Below are 22,491 nucleotides of genomic sequence, written 5' to 3'. Positions count from 1 at the left end.
CAATCACCACGGAATAACCGCTCGTCGGGCGGACAATCAGCGGATGAGCGATGCCGACCGGGGGCTGATTGCGCCGATGTTGGCGACCCTGGGCGCTCCGCCCGAGGGTGAATCGAGTGGGTCGTCGGCGGCGGAGATCAAGTACGACGGCTGCCGACTGCTGGCATCGGCCGGTCGCCACGGCGATCCGGTCCTGTGGTCCCGAAACTTGAACGTAGTGACATCGTCGTATCCGGAACTGGTCGAGGCCCTGGCCGACGCTTTCGGCGGCCGCCTAAGGGTGGTGCTGGACGGGGAGGTCGTCGCATTGGGAGACGATGGGCGGCCCTCGTTCGGCCGTTTGCAACGCCGCATGAACGTGGTGCACCCATCTGCGGTGCTGCGCCGCCAGGTCACCGTCAACTTCTTCGCCTTCGACCTGCTCGTCGAGGGGTCATCACTGATGTCGGCGCCGTATCTCGATCGGCGGGCGGCGCTCACCGAGCTCGTCCCGTCCCACGGTGCGGGTCTGCCGGTCCAGGCACCTCCGCATTGGCTCGGACTGGACGCGGACACCATGCTCGGTGTGGCCCGCGAGACCGGGATGGAGGGGTGCGTTTTCAAGAAGGTCTCCTCGATCTACCTGCCGGGCAGACGAACTCGGTCGTGGATAAAAACACTCGTGAGACAGAGAATGTCGGCCGTCGTCATCGGTTGGATCGCTGGAGGTGGGGCGCAGCGGAACGTAGTCGGCTCCCTCCTCCTGGGGGCCTATGACCGCAAGGGCGTTCTGGTGCATATCGGTCAGGTCGGCACTGGGTTTACTGCATCGATGCGCCGGCAGCTGCGCGACCAACTCGAGCAGCTCGAACGCCCGACCAGCCCCCTTCCCGCCTCGCATGCTGACGCCCCTCGTGGTGCGCACTGGGTCGAGCCACACGTCGTCGTCGACGTCGAGTTCCGCGAGTTCAGCAAGGCAGGCGGCCTGAGACATCCCTCGTACAAAGGCCGCCGATCGGATATCCCGCCGGAGGAAGCCAAATGGGATTATTGCCGTAGCTGCAACATCACGCATCGCGCGAAGCTGACGTTTCTGCCGGTCGACGCCTAGCGAGCCCGTGACACCCGATCCGCGAGATCACGTGGGACAGCGACACGATCAACCCGCTGCCTTCCGGCCTGTCGGGCCTGTGACCCACCCGCATGCCAGCGAAGGCCCCACCCACTACGGGACCTGAAGCAGCAAGCGAGCTGATCTCCAAGGAATCGACCCGATCGAGAGTCTTCTCTCGTGTGTAACGCCGCCTTCCCTCCGCCCGCTACACCAAGTAGGCCGGAGCCCCGCGACGGAGGGACGAGCGCATGACCAACCCGTGGTATCCGCAATGGTGGGTCGATTTCGTGGCAGCCGTCGCCACGTGGTGGATGAGCGTGACGTGACGGAGTGACGAGAGAGGCACCGGAGATAACTTGCGCCTCGTCGCAGACAAGAGCGCTGGCACCTCTCGCGGCCTTCCTCACCCTCGTGGTCTAGATTTCCCCCCAGCCGCCGCAGCGTGACAAAGCCCGTGCCACATCAGCCCCCTTGGATGCATCTGCATCAACGATCCTCATCCGGCTGCTGAAGGGGACCGCACCCAACGGGTGCGGTCCTCCAGAAATGTTAGACAGCCCGCACATTCGTGGCCTGCGGGCCCTTCTGCCCCTGGCCCACCTCGAACTCCACCCGCTGGTTCTCCTCGAGCGACTTGTAGCCGCTGCCCGAGATTTCTGAGTAGTGCACGAAGACGTCCGCACTTCCGTCGTCGGGTGCGATGAAACCGAAGCCCTTCTCCCCGTTGAACCACTTCACAATTCCCTGCGCCATGCCGATACTCCCTGCAACCACGATCCGGGAACCCACATCGGATCCCCGATCTCGATACCGCTGAATCCTGCCACCCGAAGAACGGTTCCGGACAACCGTACCCGAACCGAGGAAAGCGGACAGACTGCTCGACACCTACTGCGACTGTTGACACTGCCACCTCACCATCGATGTGAACCGATCCGCCGCGGGGACTGCCCGTCCATGTCGGAGCCAACGCGCCTCTCGATGCATAAAAAAAGCCTGGACAACCCACTCCAGAATATCTGTAGTGGCGACTGTAGACATTGAGGATTCGCCGTTGTAGAGTTCCTGTCGTTGCAAGGAAAGAGTTCACGAGGTGCGGGAGAGAATGAACTGCCCGCAGAGCTGTACCGCAAGAGACGGGCGTGACGGGGCAAGCGTTGATATGAGTGTGTGAGGCCCCGGCACCTCCGGCCGGCAGTCGAGCAGCACGATGAGCCCGACCGCCGGAAAAGTGCAGGAAATAGGAAAGTGAAAACCGCTCCGGCCCCCGGTGCCTCACGGCGCCGGGGGCCCTGTCCGTGTGAAAGGTGTTATCCCATTCCGGAAGATTCACCCGACCGCAGCCCGGCCGGGGACAAGCTCGACGACGAGGACTACCCGGCCTACAGCATGGGCCGTGCCGCCGAGATCCTCGGCGTAACACAGGCCTTCCTCCGCAGCCTCGATGCCGCGAAGCTGCTCGCTCCCGGACGCTCGGAGGGCGGGCACCGCCGCTATTCCCGATACCAGCTCCGCCTCGCCGCCCGGGCCCGCGAACTGATCGATCAGGGCACCGCGCTCGAGTCCGCGTGCCGCATCATCATCCTCGAAGACCAACTCGCCGAGGCCCACCGCATCAACGCCGAACTCGAGCGCACCCACCGCCCGTCGACGGACGGGCCCTCCCCCGCACCCGGCTGAAACCCCCACCGACCGTTGCCGAACGCCAGTCGAGGTTCCCCACCCGGTCGCCTTCGTATGTCAGGTGCAGAACCCGTGCGGCGCAGCACGCGGCGCAAGGCGTCGGGGGCGGCCAGGCCGGCTCCTGGCTGAACCGACGCGGCCTGGACACGACCGGTACTCCGGAATACCGGGCACATCTGAGAACGTGGTACCCCAGCGGGCGGCGTCCGACACTGCCCGCGGAGGGACCAGCCCATGATGGGGGTCGGATCAATCACGGGCTCGATCCCGAGGTAAACCGGAACTTCGAGGTCCACGACGTAAGAAGTCGCCGGCACCCGGTGGGGCCAAATCCGCCGATTCGTGGAGCGCCGTCAGGAAAAACCCCCTCAGGTGCAGTGCACCAGACGGGCGGCACCTCGTCACGGTATGCAGTGTCGATCGGCACGGACGGCCGATCGGCAACGTCACCGGGTAGCCGTACGCATCAATATGCACAACTGGTGTTTTCGCGGAACATGCTTCGGGTACAGGGCACTCCAGCGATGGTCCGCGAAGCCGGACCGAGGCTTTCGCTACATCCGAAGAAACAGGAGACACGATGCGCAAGACCATTGCCGCCACCGTTGCCGCTACCGCGATCACGTTCGGTGGCGTCGGCGTCGCCCACGCCACCGCTCCCGAAGCCGCAAGCACTACCGCCGTCGTGGCGCAGCAAGCGCAGGACGAGCACAGTGACAGCGAAGGCAGCGACAACACCGGACTGTGGGGTCTGCTGGGCCTCGCAGGTCTGCTGGGTCTCGCCGGACTCAGGCGTCGCAACGAGCCGACCGTGCGCACAGGCGTCGGAGCCGACCCGACGCGCCGCCCCTGAACCTCAAACCGTGACGATGCCCCGGCCGCGAGGTCGGGGCATCGCCGTTGACCACATGAATTCCTCACGTCCACACTCCCCGTAACCGCATCCCTCGCAACCTGGCAGCGGAACCCTCCGCAGAGGGAGGTGATCCGGTCGGGAACCATTGCGGTGGAGGACATTCGGGCTGGTCACTCGCAACAGGGTGTCAGTCCCGCTCCCCCGGCAAGGTGTCGGGGTGCTCGTGGGCGGTCAGCAGTAGGTGGTCGAACCGGGCGCGAAACGACTCCGGGAAAGTCGTCTCGGTGAGGGCGGCGACGAAGCGTTCGGCAAGGACGCGGAGTTTGGGGTTCGTCTGCCGTGAGCGCCAGGTAAGGATGCCGAACGCGCGTTCGGAGGAGATGCCGTACACGAGCATGAGCGCACCCTTGGCCCGCTCGATCACCGCCCGCGATCACGTGGTGTATGCGGAGATCGGTGTCGATGCGGTGCTTGCTGCTCAACGGATCACCGGCATGGATCATCTTGTCGAAAAGAACAGCGCTCTGCGCTTTGTCTGCTGGATGCTTGTGGGAGAGCAGAAGTTCGGTGGTGGGCGTGATCTCGCCGGTTGGTAGCCGTGCATCCGGGCGACGGGTCGGACCATTCCCAGCGTTCGCCGTCGAGGTAGAACCGGAAACTCTCGCCCTGTGGAGGTGCATTCGAGACAACGAGCTCATCACCGTCCACAGCGGCCCCACGGCCCTCCGCGCTCGCACCACCCTCGCATCGGATAGTTCTCCCGGCTGTGGGCCTGTGGCCTGCGACGGTAATCGGACCCCACCTGAGCCGCCGTGTGTGCGTTCAGCCGACCGGCGCAGCCACGGGTTCTTTGCTGCTGGACAGCTGTCGGACTGCGGGAACAGCGACCGTCCCGACACACGCGACGACCGCCACCGCGGCCAGCAGCAGCATCCCTTCGCGGAGTCCGATGAACGCCGCCAGCGGGCCGATGGCGAGGTAGCTGATCGGCGTGAACAACGCGCAACTGAAGTCGTCGATGGACCTCACCCGTGAGAGCACCGCCAGCGGTATCCGTTCCTGCAACACGGTTTGCCAGTACACCAGTGCAATCGAGAACGCAGCGCCGGACAGCGCGCTGTACACGCCGATGATCGGCAGCCCCGCACCGCTGACCAGAACCGCGGGTCTCGCTGCCGCGACTGCCAGCAGTGCGGCGCACGCGGCGACCGGGTATGCCGCGGGCACTCGCAACGCGAATGCGCCTCCGAGCAACGCCCCTCCTGCGAAAGTCGCCATGATCACTGCCCAGCCGTCGGGGCCACCGAAGTCCAGTAGCGCGACCTGCGGGCCCAGGACCAGCACGGCCGGCCATGCCAGGGCGGTGAACACGGTGAAGTTCACGATCGACGTCCACAGCCAGGTGCGCGAACGTACCTCACGCCACCCGGTTTTCAGTGCAGGGAACAGGCGCTCCGGTGTCGTTCGTTGGGCGGCTGGCGTCGCGCGGACGCCCATCAGCGCAAGCGCACTGACCGCGAAGGTCGCGGCGTCCATTGCCACGGCCGCTCCCGGTCCCACTGTCGCGATGATGATGGCGCCTACCGCGGGGCCGAGCACGCGGGTCAGGCTGGTCGACATCGAGATGAGCGCATTCGCCTCGCGGAGCGACGCCGACGGCACGAGTTGCGGAAGGATCCCCCCCAAAGCGGGCGTGAACAGCGCTTCAGCGCTGCCGTAGACCACCTGCAACGCGATGATCTGCCACAGCTGCGCGGTCCCCGCGACGAGCAGGACGGCCAGCACGGCTTGCGAGCCTGCGCGCGCCAGGTCCGACGCGATCATCAGCCCCCTGCGCGGAAAGCGGTCCGCGAGTACTCCACCTAGCAGGAGCAACCCGGTGAGTGGCACGAAGCGGGCGGCAAGCACGGCGCCGAGCGCCGCAGGCGAGCCGCCGATCTCGAGCACGACGAAAGTGATCGCCAGCATCGCGGGGGCGTCGCCGGCCATCGATGCGGTCTGGGCGACGAACAGCAGCCGAAAATCGCGCTGCCGCAGCACCTCACGCGCGCGCATCGAGCCAGTCGTTGACGATGGGGACCGCTTTCTCTGGGCCGAGCATGGAGACGCCGTCACTATGGCTCCCACGCCACATCTCGTAGACCACCCGGGATTCCGGGTCGATGACAGTTTCGCCCGATTCCCGCAGGCTTGCCACGTGCCGCTGGATCACCGGCCTGTCCCACATGGCCTTGTTCATGTGGGGAAACCAGAGGCACGGCGCCGGCGCGGCGAGCAGCGCGGTGCTCGCCGGCGTCGAGGCCAGTCCAAGCGCGGTCGCGGCCACCAGGTGCGCGGTCGCTGGGAGTACCACAATGGACGTGGCGGTCATGGCGAGTTCCACCGGGTTGAGGGTTGGGCTGTCGGAGGTGATCACCTCGTCGGCCAACCAGCCGATCACTTCCCGTGGCACGAACCGTTCCGCGCTCTTGGTCAGCAGGACGACGATCTCGCTCTGTGTTTTGCGGAGCTCGCTCAGGTAGAGCGGCAGGACCACCGAAGCGCTGGACCCTGCGGCGATAACGACGAGCGCACCATGGCGCATGACGACTCAATTCTCGGGATGGGCGGGCATGTTTGCAGTCAAGGGACCGCCCAGCGGGTTGCCGGGCGGTCCCTCAACTTAGGGAAATCAGCAGGTCTGGCCTCCAACGGCGGTTTCAACCATCTCGACACCTCCATTTCGGTTCGGTGAGTGCGGGTTTCAGGTCGGGACGTAAATCAGCAGGTCTGGCCACCAACGGCGGTTTCAACCATGACGACACCTCCATTTCGGTCGATCGAGTGCGGGGTTCAGAACCGGCAGTTGCCGGGGTCGGGTTCGCTGACGCCGGGCGACATGCCCGTTGGCGTGATCAGGACGACATTGAGTGTCAGCGGCTTGTCGGTCTCGTTGCGGACGGTGTGCACGTGGTGCGGATGCTCGACCCAGCCCTGACCAACGGTAAATGTCGCTGGCCTGCATAACTTGTCGTCAGCCTCGTATCGGGACGCGGCTCCATCGGCGATATTGACGAGCACATCACCGGGATGTGAGTGCCAGCCAACGCTTCCGCCGGGATCGACGATCAGGACGGAGAACTGAACGTCAACCGGCCCGCTGGGGGCGATGTGAACGCTCTCTGTCACCAACGACTTGCTGAGCACCTCGCCGTTCACTCCGACGTTGGGGGCGGCTTGGGCGGGCAGCGTCGCGGAAGCCAGAGACATGGCCGCTACGATCGCCGCGCCTAGGTAGAAAATGAGCCGCCGACCGCTTCGGGCCATGGTACCTTCTTCCACAATCATTGGGGCTGGCTTCATTCCGTGCCTGCTTGCTACGACCAAAGGTAGGCTGGCCGGCACCGGTCCGATACCTATCCAAGGGTGCGGCTCAGGCACCCCTTGAATGCAGACGTCACACCAAGGGGTGGCGGCCGATCCCCCTCTTATGGGTGTGCGACAGATTTGTAGGTAGTCGGATTTGATCATGAAATTGAAACAGCAAATCGGCAACGGGTGCACCAACGACATCATGATCCTCGGACTCGGGCACAGCGCCGCCGAGATGACCGACAACACCTATTTCATGGACGATCCCGCGGCCTGGAAGGTGCTCGACGAGAACAGTGTGGAACTGTATCCGGGCGTGCCCACCACGCCGATCTTCGAGTGGCACAGCCCCACCGACGCGTTGATCCCGGTGGACTCGATCGACAACACTCTGCGCCCCTACTGCGCCACCGGAACCCCGGTCACGACCCTAACGACCCCAACCCCCGATCACCTCTCCGCGGCCGCGCTCGGTCTGCCACAGGGTTGGACTGGATGGACGCCCGCTTCCGCGGCGACCCGGCACCCTCCACCTGCTGACCATCACCCCGACAGCGCCCAGCCGCCGTGTCGCGGGCAGGACCTGGACACTTGGATTCAACCGGCGAGCCCCTGGTCGTGCCACGACCCCGGAGACTGCGCGGCCCACATGAGACAGGCCCGGCGCGGGCACCTTCGGATCGCGCCGGGAGATCACCCGAACCTTGTACTGCGGGCCGGCCGAACTCGCCGGACTCGACGCTGCTACCTCGCTGACGGAAGCGGGGATTTGCCCGCGCGTCGCCGCCGCCGCGGAGATCGTCTTCTGGACTTGGGGCGGGCGCACCCTCTCAGCATTCGACCATTGGCGACTATGCCGCCTGGCGGCATGAGGCGAGGATTTCCGGATGGCCGAGGCTGCCCGGAAACACAAATGCCAACGGACACGTCAGAAGCCTTGTAGACGGGTCGGTTCGCTCCGATCGGAGGGATACGGTGCTTTTCCGGATCAGTGGACACGAGAATTCCGGGTCGGCGGCCAGGAAACCGTTGATTGACACCTTGGCGTAAATTGGCGCGACGGCCCGAGCAATCAAGGATTCCTGGATTTCGTCCGGCGGGCGACCGGTCCGACGGATCGGACCCGTCCCTCCCGAGGACCGGGTCGCGGTCTTCGACAACGACGGAACGGTGCCAGATGCCGATCCAGCTCGATTTCATCCTGCGCCGCCTCGTCGTGATGGCGGAATAGGATTCGGCTCTGCGCATCCGGCAGCCCTGGCAGGCCGCCTACACCCGCGGCTACCCGAATTCTGGCGCCGAGGCTGCCCAGTGAGGGATCGTGCCGGCCGTCGGATCGCTGCCCGAATAGGGCTACACGTCGCGGCCCTGCATCACGGCAACACCCTCCTGCGCCAAGACCTCGACCACCGCGGTCAGCTCGTCGCTGTCGACCTCACCGCAGCCATGCTGTCGGGGGTCCTTCAGCCGATAGCCGACGTCTCGTGACCGGGCGTCGTATGTCGGCTCGATCACTACGGCGTCCGCACCGCTCGACTTTTCGGCGGGCGGTGTCAGCGGCGGCGGTCGTCCATCGCGCGCAGGAAGTGGCGCAGGCTGCGCGGAAGTCGGGGACGTCCGTCACGATCGCGAGGCAGGAAACTCTCGCCCGCCGCGCGGAGCAGCAGGGTTGTGACGTCCGCACTGACGGCGGTACCCGAGGCGACGTGCATGAGCGCCGCGCGTTCGGCGGGATCGAGGCGCTCCCACAGGTCCAGGTAGCCGCCGTGATGGGTGCGCGCGGCGATCGTCTCGGCCCAGTAGGTGAAGGTGAACCGGCGGATCAAATCCGTGCCGGTCGATGCGGTGGCGCGTAGCTCGAGACCGGACCAGTGCTCGATGCCGCGGTCGCGGAGCTCCTCGGCCGCGGTGGCCAGTGCCGTGGGCCGCGGCCAGGCGCGTGGCAGGTCGAGTATCAGCAGACCCATTCCCATCCGCCCACGATAAGACCAGTGCCCGGCACCCGCAGCGTGATCACCGTTGCACAGTGACGGGACGTACCCGCACGGTGAGCGCGACGCGAGCGCTCGGATTTCCGCCGACATGCCCGCTGTTGTGCCCGAAATGAAGGACGCGAAGGGTGACTTCCCCCTGCGCCCATTCGTTACGTTAAATACCAGTCCATCCCGGATCGAGTGAAGAGCTATGAACGTCCCGCTGAAGGACGTTCCGCGATCGGAACTGATGGTTGCTCGCCGGATAGCGCCGTGTTCGTCGAGAACTACGTGGACGACCCCGATGACACCGCCGAATGCTGTGGGCCTGGGTTTCCGCCAACCACGACAACGACGGGAATTCGGCGGAGGCCCCGACCAATTCGCCTTCGTCTTCCGACCAGCACTCCCGCAGGCGGCGGCGCCGGGTGCGTCCGGGTCAAGCCCAGCCCGGCGACTTCCCTGGCGATCCCGGCCACCCAGCTTCGTGCGGCCGAGATGACCCGGTGCCAGTTGCTGGCTTCCTCGTAGGCGACGATCTCCCCGCACATCGGCGGGAGCGGTGGTCCTTGTCCGCGGTGACGGACTGGGAAGCGGTGAATTCGTCGAAGTCCTCGATCGGCAACTCACCGGATTTCCGGACATCGGTCGAGGTGCCGGTGCGCTGAGCGGCGGCTATCGGGGCGGTCCTGAATTCTGGCAGACGGGGAGGGCCGGCGAGGCTCAGGCGCGGGTCGGTTTGCTCATCGTTTCCTGACTACTGCGGCGAACCGGGTGGGCGCGGTCCGGTGTTCCATCCGGGCCCAGGCAGCATCGGCGGTGAACGGTCCGAATGTGCGACACGTCCCATCATGGCGGTCCACTTCGACCACCCAGTACTCGGTCACCTGGACGGCCGCTCCAGCGTTGACGGTGGTCTCAGTCATCGGTGCTCCATGGGAAGTGGTGAAGCCTCGCGGTATGTCGAGATCCATTGTCCGCCGACGCGAACTCGCCGGTCGGGCGAACAATCGGTGGACGCCTGGCGTGAGAGCGGATCGAGCGCTCACCCGTTTGGCAGTGCACCCGCACCACCCGTCCACGACCACCAAGCAGGGGCGGAATTCGTGACGATCAGGGTCCGAACCGGGGCCTACTCAGGGGAGCACACCCATGCGGTCATCGGATCTACCGTGATCGGCCGTCTACGCATCACGGACTCCGCGTATTCGGCGGACCGCGTCGACCGGAGAGTACGTGCCCGTACGTGCACTAACCAGCGGATAGCACCCCAGCCCGAGAAGTGCGGCGGTGAAGTGGCCGATCGCGGTGAAATTCAAATCCACAACAAGCGGGACAGCGAAAAACACCAGCACTGCTCCGACGTAGATATAACGCCACGGCGCGGCAATACGGTAAGTCAGCACCGCGATCACTCCGGCGAGCCCGTAACTGACCCCGTAATCGAGTGTGCCGACCGCCGACCCGGGAGCATGGCCATGACGAATGGCCCAGTACAGTGCCCCCTCGCTGAGGTAGGTGGCGCCGACGTGCGCGATCACCACTACGCACAGCCACCGAAGTGTCCCCAGCCAACGCTCCGCCGGGACGTGGAAAACGTTGAACAACATGAAATAGCTGAACCATCCGCCGCCGGCCAGCCAGAAAGCACTCGAGATCAGGACCCGAACCGGATCCTCGGCAAGATGATGCAGGTTGGTGGAACGATTGCCCAGCACTTCGTTCAGGGCGTCCGCAGGCAGGTGCCTCATCACCACCGATGTCACCAGCAGTATCGCCAACCAGATGAAGGTGCCGGGCGCCCGCCGCACATAGGTCCACGCGGCCCGCGGAAACGCTCGAAGACGTGACGAAAGGGGGACGTCCATCACGACAAGTGTGCACCGGCCCCGCCCTCCTCGCAGCAACCGGCCGGTGCCCGGGTCACCGAACTGGCAGCAACACCGAGCCCGGCGCGCGGTCGGCGACGAGGGCGAATGCCGATCGTGGAATCCCCCTCCTCGCCGGAAAGGAACCGCAGCATCCGCCTGCCCCCGACCCGGTTTCATCGCCGGGCTGCCGTTCCAGGAGGCATCGGGTCATCAGGTCAGCCCCAGCCGTGTCGCCAGCCAGTCCATCTCGGCATGCAGCCCGGTGGACCATACGGCGAAGTTGTGGCCGCCGCGAAGCTCCATGTAGGACACCTCCATCCCCGCCTGCCGGGCGGCGTCATAGGCCTTGCGGATCTGCGGTTTGAGTTCGTCGTCACCGCTGCCGACCACAAAAACACCGGCCGAGCCGGGATAGCGATGTTCGGCGAGCAGATCGAGCGGATTGATCCTGGTGAACGCGCTCTGATCGCCGCCGAACGCGGCGTTCAGGGTGCGCTGATGATCACCGAGGGTGGGCTCCGGGTCGCCGGAGAGGTCCAGGAACGTCGGATATCTCTGGGGGTAATTGGTGGCCATCTGCAGCGCGCACGTTCCCCCCAACGAGAGCCCGCCGATCGCCCACGCACCCGGGTCGGGATCGACCTGAAGATGCGCTGTAATCCACGCGGGCACGTCCTCAGCGAGGTAAGTGGCGGCATGGCCGAGTCGGGAATCAACGCAGAGCGGGTTGCCCCAGGTCGACCCGGTCGCGTCGGCGACCACCACCACCGGGGCCAGCCCGCCGTGGTGGTCGGCGAAATCGTCCATGGTGCCGGCGAGCCGACCCCCGGTGAGCCAGTCCCTCGGCTGACCGGGCTGACCGGCCAACAGCACCAGGACCGGTAGCAGTGGTCGCGGGTCGGCGAAATAGGCGGGGGGAAGATAAATTTCGGCACGGCGAGCGGTGAATCCGGAACGGTCGCCGGGGATGATGGCCGCGGTCACCCTGCCCGACCGCGGCATGCCCGCCGGTGGTGTCCACACCGATTCGAGGGGGCGCCCCGAGATCGGTGCCGGTGTGGGCGGGGGAACCGTCTGGAAACCGATGCGGGTGCCCTGCTCGAACCCGACCGCCGCCTCGACCGTCGGATACGCGGCGAAGAACAGGTTGATCTGAACGGCGGCGGCCGCGACCACGGCAACCGCGGCCACCACCGACACCGCAACCGCCCGGACCCGGCGCGTGCCGGCCCGGATGCGGGGCACCAGCAACGCCATCGCCCACAGCGCCAGGGCCACCCACAGGTAGACGGTGACGGGGATCGGGTCGGGAAGTGGACGCCACACCCGCTCCACCCACAACCACAGGCATCCGGTAAGCACTCCGGCCGCGGCGGCGGCCAACGCTATCGCCCGGCGCCGGAACCACCTCGCCCGCCCGGACAACAACCAGAGCCCTCCCCCGGCCCCGACTGCGGTGACCACGAGCGGCACCGGACCCGATAGCAACGACAGATCGGTCAATACGTGCACCGGCACAACTCCTGAACTCTCACCACCACCGTTCTACTCGTTCCCTACCGACCGACCACCACCGCACCCTGCCCGGTACACCGCTATCGGCCGTTAAAACTCGGGGAATCGGGTAAGGCCGTGCTCCGCCCCGGGTTTGATGGAGGCATCCAAGACCCGGGAGGATGATCCATATGGTCGCACCACGGAAGTACCCAGACGAGCTGCGCGAACGCGCCACCCGAATGGCCATGGACGCCCGCAAGGATCCCGAGACCAGGGCCGGCGCCTACAAGCGCGTCGCTGACCAACTCGGCGTCCACCCTGAGGCGCTACGCACGTGGGTCAAACGCACCGAGATCGACGAGGGCCAGCGTCCGGGGACCACGAGTGAGGATGCATCCCGCCTCGCCGAACTCGAACGCGAAGTCAAAGAGCTCCGCCGAGCGAACACGATCCTCAAGCAGGCTTCGACTTTCTTCGCGGCGGAGCTGGACCGCCCACACAGGTGAAGGTCGAGTTCATCGACCAGTTCAAAGGTGAACACGGCGTCCAGCCGATCTGCGACACGTTGAAAGATACCGATGCCGCGATCGCGTCGAGTACCTACTACGCCGCCAAGACACGGCCGGAATCGGCCCGTTCGAACCGTGATCGGGAGTTGACCGAACAGATCACCACCATCCACGACGACAACTACAGCGTCTACGGCGTCCGGAAGGTCTATGCCGAAATGCACCGCCAAGGCACACCGGTGGCCCGGTGCACGGTGGCACTCCTGATGAAGGAGGCAGGTTTGAAGGTATTGCGCGGAGCAAGAGTCCGCGCACCACACGCCCGGCTGCGGAGATCGAGCGTCCCGCCGATCTGGGCGAGCGCAAGTTCGTTGCCGACGCTCCGAACCAGTTGTGGGTCACTGACATAACCTACTGACGAACGTTCTCCGGCTGGGTCTACGCGGCGTTCGTGATCGACGTCTTCCACCACACCGCGACGGACGACTAACCTTTCACGCCTCGCCGGCATTCACTGTCCGCTCACCACGACCGTCACCCGTCGCAGTGCCTCACCGGGCACCCGCGCGATCGGCCGGTAACGCCAAAGGGTCGGCCCCGTACCATCCCCGCATGCTCACTGCCGCGTTGTATGGACTGGGAACTGCATTACCGTTGCTGATCGGGGCCGGTGTCGGCCTGCGCTACAACCTGCCCAGACCACTACTCGCTGCGCTGATGGCGTTCGGTGCCGGCACCATGGTCGCCGCGGTCTCCACCGAACTGTTCCAGCCGGCGTTCGAGACCGAAGGAATCTGGGGGGCAGGCGCGGCCCTGTTCGCGGGCGCACTGGTCTACGTCGTCGCCGACCACCTGATCGAGAACAAACTCGGCGCCGGTGCCCTCGGATGGGCTCTGATGCTCGGTGCCCTGCTCGACGGCGTGCCGGAGAACACGGCACTCGGGGTCACCCTCGGCGGCAGCGGCGGAATCGTGCTGCTCGTCGCGGTCGCGGTCGGCAACGTCCCCGAAGCCGTCGCCGGGGCGGCGTCGATGCGCGCCCAACCCGGTTTCAACCGTCGGCGAGCCTTCGCCGTGTGGGCAGCGACCGCAGTACTACTCGTCCTCGTGGTGATCGGAGCGAACCTGGTGTCCGACCATATCTCCCAGGGCGCGATCGCCACCATCCAGGCCTTCGCCGGCGGCGCGACGATCGCGGTACTGGCGGATTCGCTGATGCCCGAGGCCTACAAGGAAGGCGGTTGGTGGGTGGGCCTGTCCACCGCGCTGGGATTCCTCGTAGCGTTCGGTCTCGGAGCATAGACCGAATACGACGACGTCCTGGCCCCACCGCACCATGGGTGCGGCCGGTAACCGCGGGTCGGGCGGGCAGGTGCCCTGCCGGAATGATCGCGGCTCGCAGCAGGTCCGGGCTCCCGCGACGGGCGCCCTAGCCCAGGCCCCCTCGCCGACCCGGTGTTCACGATCCAACGAACCCGCACACCATCACGGCGGCGGCCCGCACCGGAACGGACATCGAGCTGCGGATTCACACGTCGATTGAACCGTTCGACGTCGCTGCGAACATGGTTCCCGCGGAGCCCGCCGAGTGGGTGCGCGCGATCTTCTCAACCGCCGGCGCCTCGCACGAATACTTCCTCGGCGCCGTCCGACCCGGCCACCGGCGGCCACCGAAACGAACAGCTCGCATACCGCTCTACCTCGACACCGACCGGCAGACGATTCCGGTGCCTCCTCGGGTGCTGACCTGCCCGCACTATCTGCTCTCTGCCCATCGCCGGCAACGAGCAGATCACCATTCCCACGACGGCCTGACGATCACCGGCGTTGCGGCGCAACCAAATCTGATCTTGACTGCGATGTCGACATGTCCCCCAGTGACCAATACGCGCGGCCACAACATCCTGGACGTGGTCGTCACAGCGTCCGGCGACCGCGACCCGGTCAGGGCGGGTACCGATTGATTCGGTGAGGTCGGTGATCGTGGTCGCGATGGTCGCCGCGACGATGTGGGCGTGGGCCAGAGGATCGATGCGAACTGAGGACACCTCGGGCCGGCCACGGTCGTCCTCGGCGGCAGCGAGTTCGGCGGACCGGGTCGGCCCCAGGGCCGGCTGCCTCACGCAGCGCCCGCACGGCGTCTTCGATCGGGGTTCACCCTCGCCACGCCGCCAACCGGAGTTCCCGGCCCCGAGCCCAGTTGCCACCCGACCACGAGATGAGCGGATCCGCCCCTACATCTCGAGTGTCGGTACACCTGGAAACCTCACCCTGCCACGTCCAGCCCACCGGCGAACGATCAAACCCACCCCGGCGGCCCGACGCCCGAACAACAGGCCCCCCTACGCTCCGGGCTACGGGCAGATGTGGCAGTCGGGCACCAGATCCGCGCGCATACCCATACTGACCGCGGCATCGACGATGCGCGGCCACATCCTCGGATCCGCCAGCGCGAAGTCCTGGACCTCCCCGCGCGCACTGCGGACCACCTCGATCCGAGACTCGGTGTTCCACAACGCTAAAGCGGGACCGTTCGAATGCGCAGCATCGTAGTAAACTCCGTGGATCCGCTGCCGGGCCACCGGCTGATCCTCATAGATCGCCCGCGCCCAGGCCTGGGTACGCGGACGCGGATAGTCGCCGGTGGCCAACGACGGCAACGCACCGATCCGCATCGCCGCTCCCTGACCCCGCAGATCGAGCACGGCCAGCGGCGCCGTCGGTCGCAGCAACGCCACCCGGAAGCGCGGGCACACCGCGGCAGCCGGGTAGTCGCCGAACACCTCCCCGACGGCGGTGGCCACGTTGCCGGCGACATACAGCACCGACCGGCCTTCATTCCCGAATCGAACTGCGACCACGAAGAAAAGCGTATTTTGGCGAGCGCATATCCCTGTTCCAAGCCCCACACGTAGGCGAAGGCCTCCGCGGTCATTGCGACTGAGGTTCATCGTGGCGGGGATCGATCGCCAGATCAGGGTCGAGGAGCACCGGATACGGCCACATCAGCACGACCGATCCAGTCACCCGGGGCGGGAGGGCGAGATTGTTGTCGGTGTTGTTTACGGAGGTACCAACACCGACAACGGATCACGTCCAACCTAAAGCCGAAATGGGCCGCGGGCACTTCTAAGCCCGTGGGCCCGTCTGCGCATTCCTCGAACTGAGGAACCCGCCATTCGTGCTCATTACCAGCCTCTGGGACCACTGAAAGTAAGAGAATATTGCCAGGCGTGCGCCAGGCTGAACGTGCCCCGCGAGTGTCGTCTCTGGCCTTCGTAATGTCAGCTTGGCCAGGGACTGAGTACCGCGCCCGTCCGGCATAACCTGCCTACCCCGTCTAAGGGGTGACCACGTAGCTGATGTCGCGGTCACTGACACCCTCAGCTGTTACCCAGCTCGGCGGCGGCGGCAAAACAGGCTGAGCGCCGTTCTGCGCTGATGTGGTCCGTTTTGGCCTTCGTTATACCGATACACCGGAGAACGGCGCTCCACGGCGAACCTGTCAGTTTCAGGAGTCGAGTGCACTACGAGCAGGTGGTACTCGGTGTGTGCAACGCTCGTCGGAGACAGCTGGTGAGTAGATGCCTGCACTACGGCACGTCGACTGAAGACCCGATCCTTGGTGTCGAACGATGGCGGGATCTCGTGATCGGCTACATCGCTATCTGCAAGCGCGTAAACCGCTTTGCCGAGGACTTATCCGATGAGGTGGTGCAGACGGTCGCGTTTGGTGGCGAGGTAGGAGACGTTGTGTGCGGTCGGCGCGATCTGGATGGGCACGAGGCCGGTGACCTCGATACCGTTTCGTGTGAGTGAGGTTTGCTTGTCTGGGTTGTTGGTGAGAAGTCGGATGCTGCCTGCGCCGAGTTGTTTGAGGATGGAGGCTGCCGCGGAGTAGTCGCGGTCGTCGACGGCGCAGCCCAGGGCGAGGTTCGCATCGACGGTGTCCAATCCTGCTGTTCGTTGCAGCTGGTAGGCGCGAAGTTTGCGGCCGAGGCCGATGCCGCGGCCCTCGTGGCCGGTGAGGTAGACGACGACCCCGGCACCTTCGCGCTCGATCGCTTCGAGTGCGTATTCGAGTTGGGGGCCGCAGTCGCAGTGCAGGGATCCGAAGAGGTCTCCGGTCATGCATTCACTGTGGATGCGGACGAGCACTTCGTCGGCTTCTGTGATGTCGCCGACGACAATGGCGAGGTGTTCGTGGCCCTGGCTGTCCTGGAAGGCGGTGGCGGTGACAGATCCCCGGGTGGTGTGGATGTCGGTGGATCCGGTGGCGGAGACGAGGGCGGACCGGTAGCGGGCGATGTCGGCGATGCTCACCACCGGCATCTGATGGGTGCGGGCGAACGTGATTGCGTCGGCGCCGCGCAGCATCTCGCGGCAGTCGGGGGTGACCAACTCGCAAATGACTGCCACCGGGGAGAGTCCTGCCGCGATGCACAGGTCGATACCGGCTTCGGTGTGGCCGGGGCGGCCGAGGACTCCGGCGGTATGAGCGCGTAGTGGTAACACGTGTCCGGGGCGGACGAGGTCGTCGGGTCGGGAGGTGTTGGATGCCAGTGTTCGTAGGGTGGTGGCGCGGTCGGCTGCGCTGATCCCCGTGGTGATGCCGTGGGCGGCGTCGGTGGTGATGGTGAACGCTGTGGACATCGGTTCCTGGTTGTCGTACACCATGAGTGGCAGATCGAGTGCGTCGGCTCGTTCGCCGGACATGGGTGCGCAGATGTAGCCCGAGGTGTGGTCAACGAAGAAGGCGATGGAGTTGGTGTCGGCGTGCTGTGCGGCCATCACGAGGTCGGCTTCGTTTTCGCGGCTGGCGTCGTCGAGGACCACGACCATCTCGCCGCGGGCTATCGCGGCGATCGCCTCGTGGACGTCGTCGAATCCGTCGTGGGGTGTGCCGTTCATGTTGGTCGTCCTGTTCTACACAGTCGCCGGGGCTCCGGCTAGAGGGTTTCGGTTCGTACGATGTGGGCGCGTACCGCCGAGCCGTCGGCGGAGATCCACTGCTTGCTCGTCGCGTACTCGACCATGCGGTTGAACGCGGCTTCGTCGACGAATCCGTGGCATTCGCGTCGGCGTCGTAGCCCGTCGATGTTGAGGTAGACGTGATCGTGGTCGATATGGCCCATGTCGGTGCGGCGTAGAACGGCGTCGATCGTGGTCAGCGGCAGGGTGGACGCGCAGGAGAGATGGAGCTGTTTCAGGTTGTCGGCGTCGCTGAGTTCGACGGCGTCGGAGGTGACGGTCACGATCATCGGTGTCTACCTCGCCGTCTCGTGGAGTGGGCTGTGGGTTCCGAAGTTGCGGGCGTGGTAGGTCAGCGGCGGGGCGGGGAAGTGTTCGACTTCGAGAACGGTGCCGGTGAGGATGGTGTGATCGCCACCGGGCAGTTCGGCTGCGATCTCGCATCGCAGCGAGACCGAGGTTCCCTCGAGCACTGGTCCGGTGCTCGCAGTTCGCCAGCTCACGCCACTGAACTTGTCCTGGCCCTTCTTGGCGAAGGTGAGGGCGAGGTCGTTCTGGTCGGCACTGAGAATGTTCACACTGAAACGGCCTGTGCGGGTGGCGATCGCCAGCAGTTCCGAGGTGTTGTCGAGCGCGACAGCCACGAGTAGTGGTGACATCGACAGCGACATGAAGGCACTGACTGTCGGTGGGGCCGGTCTCCATCGAACGCGGTGACCACGGCGACCGGAGTGCACACGTGCGCCATCGCGGTTTTGAACTGGTGTGTCGTCGACTCGTCGAGTCGGACGGTTTCGGTACTCATGACTTTGTCCTTGTCGCGTGGGTTTGGTTTCTTATGACCGCAGTTCCGGGAACTGGTCATCGCGCCACTCGGTGGCCTCCGTCGTCGGTCTCTGGGCGAGCGCGGTTTCCCGCTCGCGCAGTTCGACCCGGCGAATCTTCCCGGAGATGGTCTTGGGGAGGTTCGCGAACTCGAGCCGGCGAATTCGCTGGTACGGGGCCAGGTTCTCCCGCGCGAACTTCAGGATCTCCAGCGCGAGTTCCCGGCTCGGTTCGTGTCCCGGGGTGAGGGTGATGTACGCCTTGGGTACGGCCAGGCGTACCTCGTCGGGCGCGGGAACGACGGCAGATTCGGCCACCGCGGGGTGCTCGATGAGCACGCTCTCGAGTTCGAACGGCGAGATCTTGTAGTCGCTGGCTTTGAAGACGTCGTCACTGCGGCCGATGTAGAACAGGTAGCCGTCGCTGTCGCGTCGCGCGATGTCGCCCGTGTGGTAGTAACCACCGCTGAGTGCTGCGGCGTTGCGCTCGGCGTCGTCACGGTAGCCGGTCATCAAGCTCATCGGTCGCAGTGCCAGATCGACGCAGATCTCGCCTTCGTCGGCGGGCCGGCCGGTGATCGGATCGACGAGGACGATCGGCAATCCGGGCAGCGGCAGCCCCATCGATCCGGGTTTGATCGGCTTTCCGGGCAGGTTACCGACCGCCAGGGGCAGTTCGGTTTGACCGAAGCCGTCGCGGATCGACAGCCCCCATTTGGACCGAACATGCTCGATGACTTCGGGGTTCAACGGTTCTCCCGCCGAAAGCAACTCGCGGAGCTGGCCTTTGTCGTTCGACAGCTCGGCGCCGATCAGCATCCGCCATACGGTGGGGGGAGCGCAGAAGGTGTTGACCCCCACCCGGCGGATTTGGGCCAACAGCTCGGCGGCGTCGAATCGCGGGTAGTTGTAGATGAAGATGGTCGCCTCGGCGATCCACGGTGCGAAGAAGCAACTCCAGGCGTGTTTCGCCCACCCGGGTGAGGCGACGTTGAGGTGCACGTCCCCGGGCTGGGCGCCGATCCAGTAGGAGGTGGCGAGGTGGCCCACCGAGTACGAGACCTGGTTGTGTTCGACGAGTTTGGGGCTGCTCGTGGTGCCGGAGGTGAAGTACAGCAGCTGCGGGTCGGACGGGGCCGTCCCGGGATGCGGGGTGGCCGGCACATCCTGGCCGGTGTAGGCATCGCGGAGCGAGAGGATGTTCGCGGCACTGTCGACGTGCCCGGTTGCCACGAACAAGGTGATGTCGCGGTCTGCTTGGCCGAACTTCGGCACGTCGGTGGAGTTGACGACGGCGTATCCGATGTCGGCCCGGCTGATCCGGGCAGCGAGGTCGGAGGCCCCCAATGCGGTGGTCGTCGGCAGTAGAACGGCCCCGAGCTTCATCACCGCGAGCATGGCATCCCACAACTCGACCTGGTTGTTGAGCATGACCAGCACCCGGTGCCCACGCTTGACGCCATGGGCGGCCAGGTGCGCGGCAACCCGATCGGAGCGACGCGCCATCTCGTCGTAGGTGTACTTGCGTTCTGAGCCGTCCTGTTCGGCGATCCACAATGCGACCGTGTCGTTGCCGCGAGCGATCGCGTCGAACCAGTCGATCGCCCAGTTGAACTGGTCGCCCATCTCGGGCCAGGTGAAGGTGTTCACCGCGCCCGCGTAGTCGTCGGACAGCTCGCGCAGCAGGTCACGCGCTGCACGGTAACGCTCGGTCGTCGTTGACATCGGAATCGCTCGTTGCTTTCTTCTCGATACGGACAGTCCCGGTACGACGGGCCCGCCAGCGTTGCTGCTAGCTGTGCGGACCCGCGCGCCGGTTCGGCTAGTTCCTGGTGGTCCCGGGTGAACCGGTCAGGCCAATGCGCCGGCCTTCTCCGCCGCGTGCCGATCGTTCGCCTCCTGCAGGGCATCGCCCTGTCGGGCGTACAGCCGGGCACGCGATTCGCGCGCCTTGGCCTCGGAGGCGGCGAGGCGGTCGAGCCGGTTCTGGAAGTGCGGGGCGACCGCCTCGGCGAAGAGTTCGTAGTGGCGAGCTGTCGCGGCGGGGTTCGCCCACTCGTGGCCCATCATCAGGTAGGCGCCGAATCCACCGTTCGACTGCTCGTCGAGCAGTCGGATCTGCCGGATGGCGTCGTCGGGGGTGCCGATGACACCGATTCCGCTGTTGTTGATCCAATCCACCCGCTCGGTGAAGGTGGTTCCACCGGGTTCGAAATGGGGAACGGCGGCGACGTGCTGGAGGTAGTTGCACCAGTCGTCGAGACCGTGCTCGACCTCCGCGTAGGCCTGTTCCTTGGTCTCCGCGATGTGCATGGGGCCCACCAGGCGCCACCCGTCACGATTCATCGAGGTCCCGAACTGGGCGGCACGTTCTTCCGCGATGCCCCAGTGCTGGCCGAGGAGGTCGAGGTCCCCGGTCAAGGTCGCACCGATGGACAGCAGGCTCATCCCGTGCCGACCGGCGATTCGGGGACCCGACGGCGACGCGATGGCGGCGACACCGACTTCGAACCCGCCCTGGGTGTAGGGACGGAGCTGACACATCGCATCCACCAGCTCGTAACGGGCCGTCTTCACCGACACCGGGCTGTCGCCGTTGAGCAACTGCATCAGCACCTCGGTGTCCTCCTCCAGCGCGCCACGCTGGCTGACCGGATCCAGGCCAACCATCGACGCATCGGTCGGCAGGGATCCCGGCCCGAGACCGAGGATGAAGCGACCCCGAGTCAGGTAATCGAGCAGGATCGCACGGTCGGCGACCCAGAGGGGGTTGTGGTACGGCAGCGACAGCACCCCGGTGCCCAGCTTGATCGACGTGGTCTGCGCTGCGACGTTGGCAATAAAAACCTCGGGGCTGGCAATGAGTTCGGTTCCACAGGAATGGTGCTCACCGATCCACGCTTCCTCGTACCCGAGTCGGTCGAGAAGTTTCACCGTCTCGATATCTCGCGTGAGCGCACTGACCGGACTCTTGATCGGTGAAGCGTGGAACGGGGCCATGAATACGCCGAAACGCATGAGAATCTCCTCGAGGTGGTGATTTCGTTGACTCGGCTGCACTCGATTTCGAAAGTCCGCACGCGCTGGGCCGAGTCACGGAATAGGTGTTGTTGCGTGCCAACAGAATCTAATGATTGAGAGCTGAATCACAAGCCCAGCGGCGGGGTTTGTTCAAACATTGGACAACCACCCGTCGCGGCATTCGCCGCGTGTCGCGCCCGTCACATACCTTGGGCGAACACGGCCGGCACCCACAGACGAGCGGAGGAGTGACGAATGCGTGCAGCGGTGTACTACCGACCGAACAAATGGAGGTTGCGGACATCCCCAACCCATCCCGGGGCTGGGGTAGGTCACGGTGAAGGTCGCCTTCAACGGCGCGCCGACACAGTCTTCGACGCAGCCGGCGTCGGCGCGGCAGTCGAGACGCAATTGGGGTGCGTGGACGCCCGCTCACCCATGGTGAGCGCGGCTATCTACGAAAAGCCCTCACGATGCCCTTCATGAACTTGGTGGTGAACGCATCCGGAATTCGGGGCTCGTTTCGCACACCGCCGCCGATTACGACGCGGTCATCAACCAGATGGCGCAGCAGGCAACTACCGCCACCTCGGGTTGGGTCAGCAGCATCGGCCTCAACGATCTGATTGACGAGGGATTCGAAGCCCATGACGGCAAGAAGATGAAGGTACTCGTCGATCCGACCCGGTAGCAGCCCAGACCTCCGATCCCGGTGAGCGCCTCTCCCAGCAATAACACAGCAGGGTGGGGCGTGGACCGGCCGGAACAGTGCACATTCGCTCTCACCCGACCGATGCCCATCCCGCCTCGGGAGGCGGCCGGGAATGATCACTACAGGGCGG

General features: G+C 65.5%; 23 protein-coding genes and 4 pseudogenes. 10 read left to right on the top strand and 17 right to left on the bottom strand.

Annotated features, from left to right (window positions below):
* Nucleotides 1–43 precede the first annotated feature (43 nt).
* On the top strand, nucleotides 44–1,090 hold the full coding sequence (locus HYG77_RS34330; RefSeq protein ID WP_208964047.1) for a DNA ligase: 1,047 nt from the start codon (nucleotides 44–46) through the stop codon (nucleotides 1,088–1,090).
* Nucleotides 1,091–1,642: 552 nt separating this feature from the next.
* On the opposite strand, the gene HYG77_RS34325 is transcribed toward HYG77_RS34330, so the two are convergent.
* Nucleotides 1,643–1,846, bottom strand: a complete 204-nt coding sequence (locus HYG77_RS34325) for a cold-shock protein (protein WP_208964046.1) — start codon at nucleotides 1,844–1,846, stop codon at nucleotides 1,643–1,645.
* A gap of 564 nt (nucleotides 1,847–2,410) precedes the next feature.
* Here HYG77_RS34325 and HYG77_RS34320 point away from each other — a divergent pair.
* Both HYG77_RS34320 and HYG77_RS34315 read left to right on the top strand, forming a co-directional pair.
* Entirely contained in the window at nucleotides 2,411–2,773 is a 363-nt protein-coding gene (locus HYG77_RS34320; RefSeq protein ID WP_244461533.1) for a helix-turn-helix domain-containing protein, read from the top strand.
* 583 nt (nucleotides 2,774–3,356) lie between these two features.
* Nucleotides 3,357–3,629: a WGxxGxxG family protein gene (locus tag HYG77_RS34315; protein ID WP_208964045.1), complete on the top strand. Its 273-nt coding sequence runs from the start codon at nucleotides 3,357–3,359 to the stop codon at nucleotides 3,627–3,629.
* A gap of 190 nt (nucleotides 3,630–3,819) precedes the next feature.
* On the opposite strand, the pseudogene HYG77_RS34310 reads toward HYG77_RS34315, so the two are convergent.
* The 4 genes and pseudogenes from HYG77_RS34310 to HYG77_RS34295 form a co-directional block, all read right to left on the bottom strand.
* Nucleotides 3,820–4,340 (bottom strand): annotated as a pseudogene (locus tag HYG77_RS34310) (PAS and ANTAR domain-containing protein).
* A 114-nt stretch (nucleotides 4,341–4,454) separates the two neighbouring features.
* A complete protein-coding gene (locus HYG77_RS34305; RefSeq protein ID WP_208964044.1) occupies nucleotides 4,455–5,687 on the bottom strand; it encodes an MFS transporter in 1,233 nt (410 codons plus the stop codon).
* On the bottom strand, nucleotides 5,674–6,216 hold the full coding sequence (locus HYG77_RS34300; protein WP_208964043.1) for a phosphopantothenate--cysteine ligase family flavoprotein: 543 nt from the start codon (nucleotides 6,214–6,216) through the stop codon (nucleotides 5,674–5,676). The genes HYG77_RS34305 and HYG77_RS34300 overlap by 14 nt, the downstream gene beginning before the upstream one ends.
* Before the next feature lie 248 nt (nucleotides 6,217–6,464).
* Nucleotides 6,465–6,881 carry a cupin domain-containing protein gene (locus HYG77_RS34295; protein ID WP_208964042.1) on the bottom strand — a complete coding sequence of 139 codons (417 nt, stop codon included), beginning with the start codon at nucleotides 6,879–6,881 and terminating at the stop codon, nucleotides 6,465–6,467.
* 265 nt (nucleotides 6,882–7,146) lie between these two features.
* On the opposite strand from HYG77_RS34295, the pseudogene HYG77_RS41055 reads away from it, so the two are divergent.
* Both HYG77_RS41055 and HYG77_RS41050 read left to right on the top strand, forming a co-directional pair.
* Nucleotides 7,147–7,523: pseudogene (locus HYG77_RS41055) on the top strand (lipase family protein); the annotation flags it as partial.
* A gap of 542 nt (nucleotides 7,524–8,065) precedes the next feature.
* Nucleotides 8,066–8,211: pseudogene (locus HYG77_RS41050) on the top strand (haloacid dehalogenase-like hydrolase); the annotation flags it as partial.
* A gap of 125 nt (nucleotides 8,212–8,336) precedes the next feature.
* Here HYG77_RS41050 and HYG77_RS34285 read toward each other — a convergent pair.
* Nucleotides 8,337–8,498: a hypothetical protein gene (locus HYG77_RS34285; protein WP_208964041.1), complete on the bottom strand. Its 162-nt coding sequence runs from the start codon at nucleotides 8,496–8,498 to the stop codon at nucleotides 8,337–8,339.
* Between the two features lie 38 nt (nucleotides 8,499–8,536).
* Entirely contained in the window at nucleotides 8,537–8,956 is a 420-nt protein-coding gene (locus HYG77_RS34280) for a hypothetical protein (protein WP_208964040.1), read from the bottom strand.
* A 562-nt stretch (nucleotides 8,957–9,518) separates the two neighbouring features.
* Between HYG77_RS34280 and HYG77_RS34275 the strand changes: the two genes are divergently transcribed.
* Nucleotides 9,519–9,713 carry a hypothetical protein gene (locus HYG77_RS34275; RefSeq protein ID WP_208964039.1) on the top strand — a complete coding sequence of 65 codons (195 nt, stop codon included), beginning with the start codon at nucleotides 9,519–9,521 and terminating at the stop codon, nucleotides 9,711–9,713.
* Here HYG77_RS34275 and HYG77_RS34270 read toward each other — a convergent pair.
* From HYG77_RS34270 to HYG77_RS34260, 3 genes are all read right to left on the bottom strand, one after another.
* On the bottom strand, nucleotides 9,700–9,882 hold the full coding sequence (locus tag HYG77_RS34270; RefSeq protein WP_208964038.1) for a hypothetical protein: 183 nt from the start codon (nucleotides 9,880–9,882) through the stop codon (nucleotides 9,700–9,702). The two genes, HYG77_RS34275 and HYG77_RS34270, sit on opposite strands and share 14 nt — an antisense overlap.
* Before the next feature lie 258 nt (nucleotides 9,883–10,140).
* Complete coding sequence (locus tag HYG77_RS34265; protein WP_208964037.1) at nucleotides 10,141–10,824, bottom strand: rhomboid-like protein; 684 nt, start codon at nucleotides 10,822–10,824, stop codon at nucleotides 10,141–10,143.
* Between the two features lie 213 nt (nucleotides 10,825–11,037).
* Nucleotides 11,038–12,339 (bottom strand): alpha/beta hydrolase-fold protein, encoded by a 1,302-nt coding sequence (locus HYG77_RS34260; protein WP_208964036.1) that lies wholly within the window; start codon nucleotides 12,337–12,339, stop codon nucleotides 11,038–11,040.
* Between the two features lie 173 nt (nucleotides 12,340–12,512).
* Between HYG77_RS34260 and HYG77_RS34255 the strand changes: the two genes are divergently transcribed.
* The 3 genes from HYG77_RS34255 (at nucleotide 12,513) to HYG77_RS34245 (ending at nucleotide 14,135) form a co-directional block, all read left to right on the top strand.
* Nucleotides 12,513–12,830 carry a transposase gene (locus HYG77_RS34255; RefSeq protein WP_208964035.1) on the top strand — a complete coding sequence of 106 codons (318 nt, stop codon included), beginning with the start codon at nucleotides 12,513–12,515 and terminating at the stop codon, nucleotides 12,828–12,830.
* Nucleotides 12,827–13,243, top strand: a complete 417-nt coding sequence (locus tag HYG77_RS34250) for an IS3 family transposase (RefSeq protein WP_208964034.1) — start codon at nucleotides 12,827–12,829, stop codon at nucleotides 13,241–13,243. Before HYG77_RS34255 ends, HYG77_RS34250 begins: the two co-directional genes overlap by 4 nt.
* Before the next feature lie 202 nt (nucleotides 13,244–13,445).
* Nucleotides 13,446–14,135 (top strand): ZIP family metal transporter, encoded by a 690-nt coding sequence (locus HYG77_RS34245; protein WP_208964033.1) that lies wholly within the window; start codon nucleotides 13,446–13,448, stop codon nucleotides 14,133–14,135.
* A 305-nt stretch (nucleotides 14,136–14,440) separates the two neighbouring features.
* Here the strand turns inward: HYG77_RS34245 and HYG77_RS34240 are convergent, their stop codons facing one another.
* The 7 genes and pseudogenes from HYG77_RS34240 to HYG77_RS34210 form a co-directional block, all read right to left on the bottom strand.
* Entirely contained in the window at nucleotides 14,441–14,956 is a 516-nt protein-coding gene (locus HYG77_RS34240; RefSeq protein WP_208964032.1) for a hypothetical protein, read from the bottom strand.
* A gap of 231 nt (nucleotides 14,957–15,187) precedes the next feature.
* On the bottom strand, nucleotides 15,188–15,694 hold the full coding sequence (locus HYG77_RS34235) for an RES family NAD+ phosphorylase (RefSeq protein WP_244461490.1): 507 nt from the start codon (nucleotides 15,692–15,694) through the stop codon (nucleotides 15,188–15,190).
* Between the two features lie 838 nt (nucleotides 15,695–16,532).
* Nucleotides 16,533–17,744: a 3,4-dihydroxy-2-butanone-4-phosphate synthase gene (ribB, locus tag HYG77_RS34230; RefSeq protein WP_208964031.1), complete on the bottom strand. Its 1,212-nt coding sequence runs from the start codon at nucleotides 17,742–17,744 to the stop codon at nucleotides 16,533–16,535.
* A gap of 38 nt (nucleotides 17,745–17,782) precedes the next feature.
* A complete protein-coding gene (locus HYG77_RS34225; protein WP_208964030.1) occupies nucleotides 17,783–18,094 on the bottom strand; it encodes a hypothetical protein in 312 nt (103 codons plus the stop codon).
* A 6-nt stretch (nucleotides 18,095–18,100) separates the two neighbouring features.
* Nucleotides 18,101–18,609 (bottom strand): annotated as a pseudogene (locus tag HYG77_RS34220) (flavin reductase family protein).
* A 31-nt stretch (nucleotides 18,610–18,640) separates the two neighbouring features.
* Nucleotides 18,641–20,353, bottom strand: coding sequence for an AMP-binding protein (locus HYG77_RS34215; protein WP_208964029.1), 1,713 nt, complete (start codon nucleotides 20,351–20,353; stop codon nucleotides 18,641–18,643).
* Between the two features lie 126 nt (nucleotides 20,354–20,479).
* A complete protein-coding gene (locus HYG77_RS34210) occupies nucleotides 20,480–21,646 on the bottom strand; it encodes an LLM class flavin-dependent oxidoreductase (protein WP_208964028.1) in 1,167 nt (388 codons plus the stop codon).
* Nucleotides 21,647–22,211: 565 nt separating this feature from the next.
* On the opposite strand from HYG77_RS34210, the gene HYG77_RS40795 reads away from it, so the two are divergent.
* Nucleotides 22,212–22,340: a hypothetical protein gene (locus HYG77_RS40795; RefSeq protein ID WP_280123336.1), complete on the top strand. Its 129-nt coding sequence runs from the start codon at nucleotides 22,212–22,214 to the stop codon at nucleotides 22,338–22,340.
* The last annotated feature ends 151 nt before the right edge of the window (nucleotides 22,341–22,491 follow it).

It is taken from the genome of Rhodococcus sp. ZPP (assembly GCF_017656075.1).
In the GTDB taxonomy this organism is placed as follows: Bacteria; Actinomycetota; Actinomycetes; order Mycobacteriales; family Mycobacteriaceae; genus Rhodococcus_F; species Rhodococcus_F oxybenzonivorans.
The sequence above is the reverse complement of the archived record's forward strand: the minus strand, read 5'-3'. Positions and strand labels throughout refer to the sequence as shown.